This window comes from Halomonas koreensis, assembly GCF_031451675.1.
Taxonomy (GTDB): Bacteria; Pseudomonadota; Gammaproteobacteria; order Pseudomonadales; family Halomonadaceae; genus Halomonas; species Halomonas koreensis.
In genome coordinates this window covers 1-12,696 of the sequence record NZ_JARWAK010000006.1, presented here as the reverse complement: position 1 = coordinate 12,696, position 12,696 = coordinate 1, and the positions used below count along the sequence as shown (strand labels likewise).

General features: G+C 66.9%; 10 protein-coding genes and 1 CRISPR repeat array. Of the genes, 5 read left to right on the top strand and 5 right to left on the bottom strand.

Annotated features, from left to right (window positions below):
* Positions 1–4 precede the first annotated feature (4 nt).
* Both csy3 and cas6f read left to right on the top strand, forming a co-directional pair.
* On the top strand, positions 5–1,030 hold the full coding sequence (gene csy3 / locus QC818_RS08295; protein ID WP_309652376.1) for a type I-F CRISPR-associated protein Csy3: 1,026 nt from the start codon (positions 5–7) through the stop codon (positions 1,028–1,030).
* Positions 1,031–1,035: 5 nt separating this feature from the next.
* On the top strand, positions 1,036–1,602 hold the full coding sequence (cas6f, locus tag QC818_RS08290; RefSeq protein ID WP_309652375.1) for a type I-F CRISPR-associated endoribonuclease Cas6/Csy4: 567 nt from the start codon (positions 1,036–1,038) through the stop codon (positions 1,600–1,602).
* 129 nt (positions 1,603–1,731) lie between these two features.
* A CRISPR array of direct repeats spans positions 1,732–4,759; the repeat unit is 28 nt; unit sequence CTTCGCTGCCGCACAGGCAGCTCAGAAA.
* Positions 4,760–4,932: 173 nt separating this feature from the next.
* On the opposite strand, the gene QC818_RS08285 is transcribed toward cas6f, so the two are convergent.
* Complete coding sequence (locus QC818_RS08285) at positions 4,933–5,859, bottom strand: glycerophosphodiester phosphodiesterase (protein WP_309652374.1); 927 nt, start codon at positions 5,857–5,859, stop codon at positions 4,933–4,935.
* Between the two features lie 148 nt (positions 5,860–6,007).
* Here QC818_RS08285 and QC818_RS08280 point away from each other — a divergent pair, with 148 nt between their 5' ends.
* Positions 6,008–6,601 carry a DUF4202 domain-containing protein gene (locus tag QC818_RS08280; protein WP_309652373.1) on the top strand — a complete coding sequence of 198 codons (594 nt, stop codon included), beginning with the start codon at positions 6,008–6,010 and terminating at the stop codon, positions 6,599–6,601.
* Between the two features lie 39 nt (positions 6,602–6,640).
* Here the strand turns inward: QC818_RS08280 and QC818_RS08275 are convergent, their stop codons facing one another.
* On the bottom strand, positions 6,641–7,009 hold the full coding sequence (locus QC818_RS08275) for a DUF6746 family protein (RefSeq protein ID WP_309652372.1): 369 nt from the start codon (positions 7,007–7,009) through the stop codon (positions 6,641–6,643).
* Positions 7,010–7,228: 219 nt separating this feature from the next.
* Here QC818_RS08275 and QC818_RS08270 point away from each other — a divergent pair, with 219 nt between their 5' ends.
* Positions 7,229–7,504 (top strand): hypothetical protein, encoded by a 276-nt coding sequence (locus QC818_RS08270; RefSeq protein ID WP_309652371.1) that lies wholly within the window; start codon positions 7,229–7,231, stop codon positions 7,502–7,504.
* Here QC818_RS08270 and QC818_RS08265 read toward each other — a convergent pair.
* The 3 genes from QC818_RS08265 to QC818_RS08255 form a co-directional block, all read right to left on the bottom strand.
* Positions 7,475–8,530, bottom strand: a complete 1,056-nt coding sequence (locus QC818_RS08265) for a C45 family peptidase (RefSeq protein ID WP_309652370.1) — start codon at positions 8,528–8,530, stop codon at positions 7,475–7,477. The genes QC818_RS08270 and QC818_RS08265 overlap by 30 nt on opposite strands.
* A gap of 77 nt (positions 8,531–8,607) precedes the next feature.
* On the bottom strand, positions 8,608–9,864 hold the full coding sequence (locus tag QC818_RS08260) for a dicarboxylate/amino acid:cation symporter (RefSeq protein ID WP_309652369.1): 1,257 nt from the start codon (positions 9,862–9,864) through the stop codon (positions 8,608–8,610).
* A gap of 118 nt (positions 9,865–9,982) precedes the next feature.
* Complete coding sequence (locus tag QC818_RS08255; protein WP_309652368.1) at positions 9,983–10,720, bottom strand: dienelactone hydrolase family protein; 738 nt, start codon at positions 10,718–10,720, stop codon at positions 9,983–9,985.
* Between the two features lie 223 nt (positions 10,721–10,943).
* Between QC818_RS08255 and QC818_RS08250 the strand changes: the two genes are divergently transcribed.
* The gene (locus QC818_RS08250) at positions 10,944–12,158 is read left to right on the top strand and encodes an ABC transporter substrate-binding protein (protein WP_309652555.1); all 1,215 of its coding nucleotides are present in this window, start codon (positions 10,944–10,946) and stop codon (positions 12,156–12,158) included.
* The last annotated feature ends 538 nt before the right edge of the window (positions 12,159–12,696 follow it).

Sequence of the window (12,696 nt, the reverse complement as noted above, 5' to 3'; positions counted from 1 at the left end):
ACTCATGGCCAAGAACGACACCCTCAAGACTGCTTCTGTCCTCGCCTTCGAGCGCAAGCTGGACCCCTCCGATGCGCTGCTCTATGCGGGACAATGGGAAGGACGGGAGAATGCTGCCGAATGGCCCGCCATCGGCATTCGCGAGAAGTCGGTGCGTGGCACCATCTCTAACCGCCTGAAGGCCAAGGAGCAGGACCCCGCCAAGCTGGATGCGGCCATCCAGAACCCCAACTTGCAGACGGTCGACGTCGCGACCCTGCCACATGATGCCGACACCTTGATGGCTCGCTTTTCTCTGCGGGTGCTGGGCGGTGCCGGCATGCCTTCGGCCTGCAACAACGCCGAGTACCAGGCGAAACTGAAGCGCGTAGTGCGTGACTACGTCACCGCTCATGGCTTCCGGGAGCTCGCCAATCGCTATGCCCATAACCTGGCCAATGGTCGTTTCCTGTGGCGTAACCGGGTCGGTGCGGAAGCGGTGGAAGTCCAGGTGCGTCAGATGGAGCAGGGCGAGGTAGCCAATTCCTGGACCTTCGATGCCCTTGAGCGGTCACTGCGAAATTTCGATGGTGGCCAGGATGAGGCCGAATTGGCCGGCCTGATTGCCGATGCCCTGGAAGGAGAGCGTTACCTGTTGTTGGAAATCGTGGCCTTCGCCCGCGTCGGCACTGGTCAGGAGGTCTTCCCGTCCCAGGAACTGATCCTCGATCGCAGCCGGGGGGACAAGAGCAAGACGCTGTACAGTGTTGGAGAGGTCGCCGCCATCCACTCCCAGAAGCTGGGTAATGCCATCCGCACCATCGATACCTGGTACCCGGAGCCCGAGGAAGGTGGCCTCGGTCCCATCGCGGTCGAGCCTTATGGCTCGGTGACGACCCAGGGCAAGGCCTATCGCCAGCCCAAGCAGAAGGTGGACTTCTACTCCCTGCTGGATAACTGGCTGCTGAAGGACAAGGAGCCGGATACCGAGCAGCAGCATTTCGTGATGGCCACCCTGATTCGTGGCGGTGTGTTCGGCGACGCGGGGTAAACGCTATGGACCACTACATCGATATTCGGCTCCTGCCTGATCCGGAGTTTCCCGCCGCCATGCTAATGGGAGCGCTGTTCGGGAAGCTCCATCGGAGCCTGGTGGAACTCCAGGCCGCCGATCTCGGCGTCAGTTTCCCGGAGCACCGGCATGGCCCGAAACGATCTCTCGGCCAGCGGCTTCGCCTTCATGGCAGCGCGGCGGCCCTGGATCGCTTGATGACTGCCGGCTGGCTGAAGGGCATGCGTGACCATGTCAGTGTATCGGATATGGCCGAGGTGCCCATCAAGGCTCGCCATCGCGTCGTGCGCCGCAAGCAGTTCAAGACCAATGCGGAACGACTGAGGCGCAGGCGAGCCCAGCGGCATAACGAAACCCTGGAGCAGGCTAGGGAGCACATCCCGGACAGCGTCGAGCGCAAGGTGGATCTACCGTTCGCCACACTTCGCAGTTATAGCACTGGGCAGACCTTCAGCCTCTTTATCGAACACGGCGAGATACAGGACGAGCCTGTGGCTGGCTCCTTCAATAGCTACGGGCTTAGCCAAGAAGCCACCGTGCCCTGGTTTTGACCCATTTTGAGCAATATCCTTTTTGATCCGGAATATCAATAAGTTAGTGACGCCTTCCTGAAAAGGGAGGCGTTGCTGTATCTACGAATAGTTCTTTAACAATCAGCATGTTAGATTAAATTGGCTCTACTTCGCTGCCGCACAGGCAGCTCAGAAAACATCCAATTTGTGACGAAGACCCCCCCCGAGCTTCGCTGCCGCACAGGCAGCTCAGAAAAGGCAGGCCCCGGCGCCACTGTCGACCAGTCCCTTCGCTGCCGCACAGGCAGCTCAGAAACTCAAGAAGCACCGCATCGTGCCCGGCATGGACTTCGCTGCCGCACAGGCAGCTCAGAAATACTGGGACTCCCAGCGGGAAGGAGGACAGATCTTCGCTGCCGCACAGGCAGCTCAGAAAATCAGCCAGGACGTTCGGCGCCACGAGCCGGCCTTCGCTGCCGCACAGGCAGCTCAGAAAATCCAGGGCGTGCGCTATGCCGGCGACCCTGACTTCGCTGCCGCACAGGCAGCTCAGAAATCGAAGCGGAAATCGCTACAGCTAGTCGCTTCCTTCGCTGCCGCACAGGCAGCTCAGAAATTGATCCAGGGCTTGCCACACCCCCCACAAAACTTCGCTGCCGCACAGGCAGCTCAGAAAAGGGTGAGCAGCGCGGCCTTGCGCTCGGCGAGCTTCGCTGCCGCACAGGCAGCTCAGAAATGTTCGGCGACGGCAACGACTGGCAGGGCCAGCTTCGCTGCCGCACAGGCAGCTCAGAAATTATCCATCGGCGAATGCTGGACAAAAAGAGACTTCGCTGCCGCACAGGCAGCTCAGAAAGCCGTCCTTCTGGCCGCCTCCGATCGCATCAGCTTCGCTGCCGCACAGGCAGCTCAGAAATCCTTGCGGATGAAGTGCAGCGGCTCGACCCGCTTCGCTGCCGCACAGGCAGCTCAGAAATGACCCTGGATACCGCCGGGCAGGTATCGGTCCTTCGCTGCCGCACAGGCAGCTCAGAAAAGGATCAGGCGATGCCGGTTGGGCAGCGACGTCTTCGCTGCCGCACAGGCAGCTCAGAAACGGCACGCATTCAATTCCGCGTTGTGCAAGGCCTTCGCTGCCGCACAGGCAGCTCAGAAAAGCGAGAATACGTCGTCAACGGTCTCGTTGAACTTCGCTGCCGCACAGGCAGCTCAGAAATGACCGAGCTCAATCAGGCCATGCTGATGGGTCTTCGCTGCCGCACAGGCAGCTCAGAAAATGGTGATGCCGGAGATGTTCAAGAAGCTGTTCTTCGCTGCCGCACAGGCAGCTCAGAAAACTAGCAAGGCGACCTACGACAATGTTCTGATCTTCGCTGCCGCACAGGCAGCTCAGAAAAGCAGCAATGAAGGCATCCGCGACTGCGTTGTCTTCGCTGCCGCACAGGCAGCTCAGAAACGGTCCAGGCTCGCCGAGCCCGTGGCCACTGTCTTCGCTGCCGCACAGGCAGCTCAGAAATCCTCCAGCTCCTCAAGCCTCGTCATCGCCGCCTTCGCTGCCGCACAGGCAGCTCAGAAAAGTATGGCTGCTGATCATCTACCACCTGATCACTTCGCTGCCGCACAGGCAGCTCAGAAAAGCGTCAGGGTGCCGAGATGCGGGCCGGCGCCCTTCGCTGCCGCACAGGCAGCTCAGAAATCGGCGATCAGGCGGCGCTTCAGGCCGTCGATCTTCGCTGCCGCACAGGCAGCTCAGAAACGCTCGCTCGACGCCATCGCCGACCAGGTGAACTTCGCTGCCGCACAGGCAGCTCAGAAATACAAGCCGGTGCTGGCCGAAGGCTCCAGCCGCTTCGCTGCCGCACAGGCAGCTCAGAAAGTTCGCCGGTCGCGAGCATGACGCCGACCTACCTTCGCTGCCGCACAGGCAGCTCAGAAAACGACCAGGGTGGTGCCGTTGATGCTCATGCCCTTCGCTGCCGCACAGGCAGCTCAGAAAATAAGGACAGATCAACGACATTGAGGCAAAAACTTCGCTGCCGCACAGGCAGCTCAGAAAGAGTGACGACGCGGGACGGCTGGAAGCGCCTTCTTCGCTGCCGCACAGGCAGCTCAGAAAACGAGACGCTCCGCCAGCGCTCGCGCGAGCAGCTTCGCTGCCGCACAGGCAGCTCAGAAAACCGGATGCTCGGGGCGGGATGCCGACAAGGCCTTCGCTGCCGCACAGGCAGCTCAGAAACAGTGCTGAACGGCGCCATAGGGGCGATCGGTCTTCGCTGCCGCACAGGCAGCTCAGAAAAAGCAGGATGCCCATCCTGGCCAGAGCCCAGCCTTCGCTGCCGCACAGGCAGCTCAGAAATCCTCGGTGTCGTTGGTGACCTGGATCCGCACCTTCGCTGCCGCACAGGCAGCTCAGAAAAGCCGTGGCCGGGGGTTTTTGCGTTTCGGGGCCTTCGCTGCCGCACAGGCAGCTCAGAAATCGCAGCTGATCCTCAACCCCTGGCTGGCCAGCTTCGCTGCCGCACAGGCAGATCAGAAATCCGTCTTGCACCCGGCGAGCACCAGGCCGCACTTCGCTGCCGCACAGGCAGCTCAGAAATTCAGCGAGAGCGGCGAGGAGGCTTACCCGGCCTTCGCTGCCGCACAGGCAGCTCAGAAAAGATGGGCGCCCCGAAACGCAAAAGCCCCCGGCTTCGCTGCCGCACAGGCAGCTCAGAAAATGAGTGAGGACAGTTCCAGCTTGTACTGGATCTTCGCTGCCGCACAGGCAGCTCAGAAACTCGAACGAGGCGTGAGGGCTGGCGGTGTGGACCTTCGCTGCCGCACAGGCAGCTCAGAAAAGGGCGCTTTGGTACAGCCCATGGAACTCCCGCTTCGCTGCCGCACAGGCAGCTCAGAAAGTCACCGGCCGGAGGCCGCTCGACAATCGCGACTTCGCTGCCGCACAGGCAGCTCAGAAATTGTGGTGCTGAACGTGGGGGCGCTGCAGGGCCTTCGCTGCTGCACAGGCAGCTCAGGAAATCGGGCTATAGGCGCAGGTGGCGCGCTGGCCCTTCGCTGCCGCAAAAGCAGCTCAGAAAATGCGCAGGTAGGCGTAGAACTGCGCGCCGGCCTTCGCTGCCGCATAGGCAGCTCAGAAAGATCCTCGCAGGCACGGGGATAACCCGGCCCCTCCGCTGCCGCACAGGCCGCTTAGAAATATCGGGGACGACGTGCGCCCACACCAAAAGCCATTTGGCGGGCAGGCAGCTTGGTAAATAATGAAGCGGGCCGCCTTAGCGAGCGGCCCACTTGTTAGTGCTTGGACGGCTCATAAAGTGCGGGCGATCATAGCCGTTTGAGTCACCGGCTTAGAGCACATCGTCGTGGAGTTTACTCCACCACCTCGCTGAGCCGGTCCGGGAAGTTGGTGAACATGCCGTCCACGCCCCAGTCGAGCAGCCGGCGCATCTCGTCGCGCTCGTTGATGGTGTAGGGATGCACCAGCAGGCCGTTGGCGTGGGCCTGTTCGACGAAGCCGGCGTCGATGACGTCCTCACCCTCGAAGGTGACGTTGGGGCCGATGCCCACGGCGTAGTCGGCGATGGCCTGGAAGTCGGCGTCGGTGATCTCGGCGGGCGCCGGGGTCACGCCGGTCCATTCCGTCAGGCCCTCGCCGTCCTCGGCGGGGGAGTACCAGACCAACTGCACCAGCGGGATGTCGGCGTTGAGCGCGTGCACCTGCTGCAGGCTGTCGCGGCTGAACGACTGGATGACCACCGAGCCGGAGGCGACCAGCCCCTCGGCCTCCAGGGTCTCGACCAGGGCGCGCTGGAGCTCCGGGTAGCGCTCGGGCGACTTGGTCTCGATGTAGTAGCGCACGTCGTCGCCGTAACGCTCGATCACCTCGTCCAGGGTCAGCAGCTCGGCCCCGGCGAAGGCGTCGTCGGCGCGCTCGGGATGGGCCTGGTTGAACCAGGAGCCGGCGTCCAGGGCCTTGAGCTCGGCGAGGGTGTGGTCCTTGACCTGGCCCTCGCCGTCGGTGGTGCGTTCCAGGGTCTCGTCGTGGATCGCCACCAGCTCGCCGTCGGCGCTCATGTGCAGGTCCAGCTCGAGGTAGTCGGCGCCCATCTCCAGGGCCCGCTCGTAGCTCGGCCAGGTGTGCTCCGGGGCGTGGCCGCTGGCTCCGCGGTGGGCGATGACCTGGAAGTCCTGCAGGTCGGCGAGCTGCTGCTCGAGGGCGTCGGCCTGGGCCGTCAGCGGGGCGGCGAGCCCCAGGGCGAGGGCGGCGGCGAACGGTGAACGGCTGAGAAGTGTCATGGGGATCCTTTTGTTGAATGTCCGTGCAATAACCTAACGCCTGGGGCGCCAGGCTGGCAAACGTTCGTTCGATTGCGGGCCGGCTGTCATGCCGCGCTCGACATGCTTTCATGGGGGGATGACACGGCCGAGACAGCAGAGGAATGCCATGACGACCCCTTCGAGTCCTTTCGATCGCGCCCTCGCCGGGCTGGATGCCTTGCATGCCGAGGATCCCCGCCGGGTGGAGGTCGACGGCGCGTCGCAGCCCCGCGAGCTGTGGCATGCCGGGCGCATGAGCGCCTGGCTGGAGCGCCTGGAGCCGGCGCCGGACGAGCTGGTGCGCCTGGCGGTGCGGGGTCAGCACCTGCAGCGCTGGCAACTGCCGCGGGGCGACTATCCCGAGGGGCGGGTGGGGTATCTCACCTGGCGGCGGGATCAGGGCCGGCGGGCCGGCGAGAAGGCGGCGCGCGTCATGCGCGAGGCGGGCTATTCCGAGGAGGATGCCGAGCGGGTGGCGCGGATGATCCGCAAGCAGGGCCTGGGGCGCGACGCCGGCACCCAGGCGGTGGAGGACTGTGCCTGCCTGGTGTTCCTGGAGAACTACTTCGCGGACTTCTCCCGGCAGGTGGAGCGGGACCACCTGATCCGCATCGTGCAGAAGACCTGGGGCAAGATGTCGCCGCGCGCCCGGGAGCTGGCCCTGGCGCTGCCGATGAGCGACGCGGCCCGAGGGCTCGTGGAAGAGGCCCTGGCGGGGTGAGCGGGGGCCGGCGGCCCGTGGGGTCGCCGGCGCCGTGCGTCAGTCCAGCAGGGTGTCCATGGCGTTCAGGTAGGTCTCGCCGTTGGTACGTACCCGCTCCCGGTCGAAGGCCTCGGAACCCAGGTGGACCTCTTCCAGGGTGCCCTCCAGCTGGTAGACCTCCTCGTGGATCCGCGCCAGGGCGTTCTCCATGGTGTAGGAGAGCTGGTGGACCTTGGCGAGGTCGGCATCGCTGAGCTCGCCATCCAGCAGGCTGGCCAGTTCGCGGTTGGCCTCGTCGGCGTTGGTGACGGCCTCGGCCAGGGTGTCGGCGGGCTTGCCGCTGAAGTGCTCGGCGCGCTCCTCGTCGGCCAGGGCGGGGGCGGCCATCAGGCCGGCGAGCAGCAGGGGCAGCAGGTGACGCATCATCGTGGGCTCCTTCCGTGAAATGAGAATTGGTTGCGCCTGCAAATGCTGGCCTATCTCGTCGCCGCCTGCAAGCGGGCGTCGCGCCGAAGCTGATGCATGTCATCTCGAGGCGGGATCGCGGGGCCGGGTGGGACGGGGTCACCTTGACAGGGGCCGTCTCGTCGCCCATGTTTGCAATTGATAATCGTTATTATTTATTGCGCCAATCGGGAGGGCGGCATGAGCCATCGCATCGACAGGGCATCTCGCGGCCTGCAGCCGCGACGGGAGGTCTGCGACGTGAGCGCGGGCTCGATCAGAATGGCCTGGGCGGGATCGGCCGAGGGCGGCGGCGAGGACGCCACCCTGGCGGCGCTGCGCCGCGAGGAGGCCATCGCCGAACACCTGCGGCGTTTCCTGCGCACCACCGAACGCTACCTCAAGGGCGAGCTGGCGGCCCCGCCGCACCTGGGCGCCTGGCGGCGTTCAGGCCGGGGCCAGTCGCAGCGCGAGTGAGTCCTCGCTCTCGCAGGGCTTGCCGTGGCGCAGGGTCAGGCGCCGCGCGTTGAGGTCCATCACCACCGCGAACAGCGTCTCCATGCGCTCATCGGCGGGTTGGTCGGGGTTGAAGTGCCGGCAGATCGACAGCGGGGCCCCGTCGTGGTCGGCGAGCATCGCGAACAGGGTCTCGGCGTCGACCGTCGCCCCCAGCGGCAGGCGATCGCGCAGCAGCCGGTCGATACGCGACAGCCGCGGCCGGGAATCCGCCCGGGGGAAGTCCTCCACCTGGCAGGTGGCGGTCTCGGCGACCAGGTGATTGGTGTGGGCGACGCTGCCGCCGCGGGGCTCCAGCAGGCCCGGCAGGCCGGGGTGCACCTCCAGGCCGGTGGCGCGGCCGTCGGCGGCGGCGACCAGGAAGTGGGCGGGGGCGCAGACCCGGTCGTGGGTGGCCACCCGCAGCGCCTGGTCGAAGTCCTCGGCCTCGAGGATCTTGCGCAGCGCCACGTGGATGGGCAGGCCCTCGCCGCAGGTCCGCGAGCGAATGGCATTCAGGCAGACGCCCAGCCCGCGGTCGTTCATGCCGATCTTGGCCACCATGCCCGCCTCGCCGACGCTGACCAGGGCCGGCGCGTGCCTCGGGTGTAGCTCCAGGGCCACCACGTTGTGCAGCTGGTCGCTGCGCCAGTCCCAGTTCTGGGCCAGCCACTGGGTGCCGTCGCGGTTCACCGAGAAGGCCGTGCAGCCGCCGCTGGCCTGGGTCAGCGAGATCTCGCTGCGGCAGTTGAGGGTGAGGATGTCGGCGAAGTCGAGCTCGGCGCCCCGGGCGATCCCGTCCATCTCCTCGAGGATCGCCGGGAAGCCGCGCTCGATCATCGGCAGGAAGCGCTCGGCGGCGGTCCGGGCCTCGGCCCAGCCGATGCCGACGAAGTCCTGGAACAGCCGGTCGTAGACCTCGAGGCTGCGGGTGATCAGGGCGGCGTATTGGTGGCCGTGGGCCCGGCCGATGTCGCCCCGCTCCCCGGAGAGCACGCTGCACTGCATGGCGACCTCACGATTGCGGCATCATGCGGTCACTCTAGCATGGCGGTGCCGCGCCGGGGGCGCCGGCGCGGCACGGCTCAGCTCTTGTGGGGGGCGTTGTAGACGCTCTCGTCCAGCTCGCCCTCGCTCTTGCCGACCAGGGTAGTGACCATCAGGTCGCCGGCCACGTTGACGCTGGTGCGGGCCATGTCGAGGATCCGATCGATGCCGGCGATCACCGCGATGGCCTCCAGCGGCAGGCCGATCTGCGCCATGACGATGGACAGCATCACCAGCCCCGCGCCCGGCACGCCGGCGGTGCCGATCGAGGCCAGGGTGCCGGTGGCGATGATCATGCCGTAGTCCATGAGGCTCAGGTCGACGCCCAGCAGCTGGGCGATGAACACCGCGACCACGCCTTGGTAGATGGCGGTGCCGTCCATGTTGATGGTGGCGCCCACCGGCAGCACGAAGCCGGCCACGCCCTCGGAGACGCCGAGGTTCTTCTGGGCGCAGCGCAGCGAGACCGGCAGGGTGCCGGAGGACGAGGCCGAGGAGTAGGCCACCACCAGGGCATCGAGGATGCCTTGCAGGTAGCGCACCGGGTTCAGCCGGCCGAGCAGCGCCAGCAGGCCGGAGTAGACCACCAGCACGTGCAGCACGCTGGCCAGGTAGGCCACGCCGATCACCTTGGCCAGTGGCAGCAGCACCTCCAGGCCGTAGTTGCCCGCCACGTGGGCGATCAGGCCGAAGACGCCGAAGGGCGCGAAGGCCATGACGATGTTGGTCAGCTTGACCATGGCCTCGGCGAAGCTCTCGAAGACGCGCACCACGGGCTCGCCCTTCTCGCCGATCAGGGTCAGCGAGACGCCCAGGCCGATGGCGAAGACGATGATCTGCAGGATGTTGCCGCTGGCCAGGGCGTCGATGGGATTGCGCGGCACCAGGCCGACCAGGATCTCCACCAGGCTCGGCGCCTGCTTGGCCTCGACGCCGGACTCGAAGCTCATGTCCAGGCCGACCCCGGGCTGGAAGAGCCAGGAGGCGAGCAGGCCGATGGCGATGGCGAAGGCCGTGGTCACCAGGTACAGCGCGATGGTGCGGGCGCCGATGCGACCCATCTTCTGCGGGTCGCGCATGGCGGTGATGCCCACCACCAGGGTGGAGAACACCAGCGGCACGATCAGCATCTTGATGGCGTTGATGAAGATGTCGCCCAGCGGCTTGAAGATGCCGGCATCCTCGCCGAGCAGGGCGCCGGCCAGCACGCCGAGCACCAGGCCGGCGAGGATCTTCTGCCACAGGGGAATGCGCCGCCAGAGGCTCTCGCCGGCGGTCGTCGCGGAATGGGACAAGGGATACTCCTTTCTGTATCGACGCGCTTTGCTAGTGGATTTCTATAGCGAGCGGCGATTCTACAGAAAGGAATGGTGCGGCACTTGCAGATATGCGCCCTTTCTTGTGGAGCTTGTGTCAGAGGGCCTCGTCCAGCAGCGCCTGGAAGGCCGCCCAGGACTTGGTGTCCGCCCGGGCCTGGTAGCGGCCGCTGTCGAAGACCGTGAAGGCGTGGGGCGCCCCGGAGTAGATCTCGATCTCGTAGGCGACCCCGGCGGCCTCCAGCTCCCGGGACAGCGCCGCCACGTCCGCCATGGGAATGGCCGCGTCCGCGCCGCCGTGGGCGATCAGGATCGGCGGGGTCTCGGGCCCGTAGCCCTGGTCCTCGGGGGTGGCCAGGCCGCCGTGGAAGGTGGCGTAGCCGTAGACGTCCCGGGCCTCGCCGCTGCGGGCCAGCTCCAGCACCACGGCGCCGCCGAAGCAGTAGCCCATCACCACGGTGGGCAGGGCTGCGCCCCGGGCCCGGGCCTCGGCCAGGCCGGCCAGGGTCAAGGCGCGCATGCGCTCGCGATCCTCGTAGAGCCGCGCCGTCTCGGCCTTCTTGGCGGCCGTCTCCACGGGGCGGTTGCCCCGGCCGTAGAGGTCGAGGGCGAAGGCGTCATAGCCCTGGTCGGCCAGCATCTCGGCGCGGCGGCGCTCGTAGTCGGTGAGGCCGTCCCAGTCGTGGACGATCAGCACCGTGCCGCGCGATTCGTCGGGCGCGGGGGCGAAGTAACCGGTGAAGGCCTCCTCGCCGACGCGGTAGTCGAGGGGCTGGCCGGCCTCGGCGAGCAGCGGCAGGGCGGCGAGCAGCAGGGGCATCGGGGCGCGTGTCATGGGGGCTCTCCGGTGGTCGTGAGCGCTCTTCAGTATAGGCACCGGGAACCGGGCAGCGTTGAAGCGCCCGTTCGAGTGCCGCCGGGGCGCCACGGCGGCTTGGCGATCAAGCGGTTACGGCCGGCCGCAGGCGCCGCAGCGTTGGCAGCCCGGGGTTGTGTTTTACCGGGCGCCCTTCCAGATTGGTGGGGTGTGTTCCCGAGCAACCAGAGCGAGACCAACAATCATGAAGAAACGCGTTCTAGCCACGGCAGTGGCCGCCACCGGCCTGGCCCTCTCCGGCATGGCCCAGGCCGAGGTCAAGATCGGCTTCCTGGGCGGTTTCACCGGCGGCATCGAGAGCCTGACGCCGCCGATCTTCGACGGCGCCAACCTGGCGGTGCAGCAGATCAACGAGCAGGGCGGCCTGCTGGACGGCCAGGAAGTGGTCATGCCCACCGGCGATACCACCTGCTCCGACGCCTCGGCGGCCTCCAACGCGGCCGATCGCATGGTCAACACCGAGCAGGTCACCGCCATCGTCGGCGCCCTGTGCACCGGCGCCACCGTCGCCGCGGCCAACAACGCCGCCATTCCCGGTGGCGTGACCATGGTCTCGCCGGCCTCCACGGCGCCGGCGGTCACCGACCTGAACGACAACGACCTGGTCTTCCGCACCGTGCCCTCCGACGCCTTCCAGGGCGAGATGCTCGCCAAGCTGCTGCTCGAAAAGGGCATCCAGGAAGTCGCCGTCACCTACGTCAACAACGACTACGGTCGCGGCCTGGCGGACGCCTTCGTGGCGGCCTACGAGAACGGCGGCGGCAGCGTGCTCGAGAACCTCGCCCACGAGGACAACCGCGCCGACTATCGCTCCGAGCTGGGCTCGCTGGCCGCCACCGGCGCCCAGACCCTGGTGGTGCTGGCCTATGCCGACACCTCCGGCCAGACGGTGGTGCGCCAGGCCTACGAGAGCGGCATGTTCACCCAGTACGTGGGCGGCGACGGCATGGTCGGCGACAGCCTGGTCGAGGCCATCGGCGCCGACGTGCTCGAGGGCATGATCGCCACCCGCCCCGGCAGCCCGGAGCTGCCCGGCACCGCCATGTTCAACCAGCAGGCCATGGCCGCCGACATCGACCCCAGCGCGGTGTTCGCCGCCCAGGCCTATGACGCCGCCTTCCTGCTGGGCCTGGCCATCGAGCAGAACGGCAGCGCCGATCGCGAAGGGCTCAACGAGGCCCTGCGCAGCGTGGCCACCGCCCCGGGCGAGGTGGTGCTGCCCGGCGAGTGGGAGAAGGCCCGGGAGCTGATCGCCGCCGGCACCGAGATCAACTACGAGGGCGCCTCCGGCACCCATGAGTTCGACGCCAACGGCGACGTGCCGGGCGTGGTCCAGGAGATGCTGGTGCAGGATGGCACCTTCACCATCCAGGGCTACGTCGACGCCGACGAGTAAGCGTCCCGCGCCCAGGCGCAACGAGGCCCCGGCGGATCACCGCCGGGGCCTTTTTCTGTCAGGTATGAGGGACGACTCGTAGGAGCGCTCTTCAGAGTGCGATCCGCCGCGCCAGCGGCGGTGCCGGGCCCCGGCGCCGAGGGAGCCCTGTAGGAGCGCTCTTCAGAGCGCGATCCGCCGCGCCAGCGGCGGTGCCTAAACCCGGGGCGCCTGCGGCGCCTTTCGCGCAGCAAGCTGCGCTCCTACAGCATTTCTCCGGCCAGCCAGCCGGGCCTCGGCGCCGAGGGGGCCCTGTAGGAGCGCTCTTCAGGGCGCGATCCGCCGCGCCAGCGGCGGTGCCGGGGCCCGGGGCGCCTTCGGCGCCTTTCGCGCAGCAAGCTGCGCTCCTACAGCATTTCTCCGGCCAGCCAGCCGGGCCTCGGCGCCGAGGGGGCCCTGTAGGAGAGCTCTTCAGAGCGCGATCCGCCGCGCCAGCGGCGGTGCCGGAGCCGGGGCGCCTGCGGCGCCTTTCGCGCAGCAAGCTGCGCTCCTACAGCAT